Consider the following 718-nt stretch of genomic DNA (forward strand, 5'->3'; position numbering starts at 1 on the left):
AGTGGTGTCGCACTCGATGGACGTTTCGGCTATCAAAGGCCAGCTTCGTTCCGTCCCGATGGTGGCTTTCAAATACTTGAAAGTGCTCTGCCACTGCTCTGGTCGTCAAACTGGCCCAATGGCTTCGTATCTCTCGATGACGGGCTGAAAGGCGCGTGGAATACCGGACGTCAGGCTTCTGAGGAATATTGGGGTGGGTATATGGATGCAGGCGACTGGGACCGACGCGTCCAGCATCTGGCCATCTCCGACGCTTTCCTGGATCTTTGGGAGCACTTGCCACAAGAGAAGCGCGCTCTTGATCTGGGCATTCCCAAATCAGGTGAAGTTCTGCCGCTGCCTGGATATGCAGGTCTCGACGGAGTGAGTGACCTCATTCATGAGGCTGTCTGGAACATCGATTTCTACCGCCGTCTGCAGATGCCTGATGGTCGGGTGCGCGGAGGTGTGGAAAGTGCCGGCCACCCGCTGCCGGGCACGACGAGTTACCTGGAGCACCAACCGGTATATGCCTATGCGCCGGATGTTGTGTCCACATATCGCTACGCGGCGTCTTCGGCTCGCCTGTCGCGGATACTGGCTGAGCTGAACCTTGCGGAACTTGCTGGCATCTATCGGGCAAGCGCGCTGGCGGCATGGCGGGCAGCGGAAGATGGCTTTTCTGACCCGAACAAGTTCTACGAGGAGGCGATTGCGGCCTCAAATGAAATGGACGGTT

The 718-nt window shown here is 57.8% G+C and carries 1 protein-coding gene; it reads left to right on the forward strand.

Features of this window, described 5'->3' with window-relative positions:
- The coding region (locus tag CXR03_RS18875; RefSeq protein ID WP_181034680.1) for a glycoside hydrolase family 9 protein at positions 1–718 on the forward strand (718 nt) is incomplete at both ends.

Origin of the sequence: Arthrobacter sp. 08Y14 (genome assembly GCF_002929455.1) — a bacterium.
Taxonomy (GTDB): Bacteria; Actinomycetota; Actinomycetes; order Actinomycetales; family Micrococcaceae; genus Arthrobacter_B; species Arthrobacter_B sunyaminii.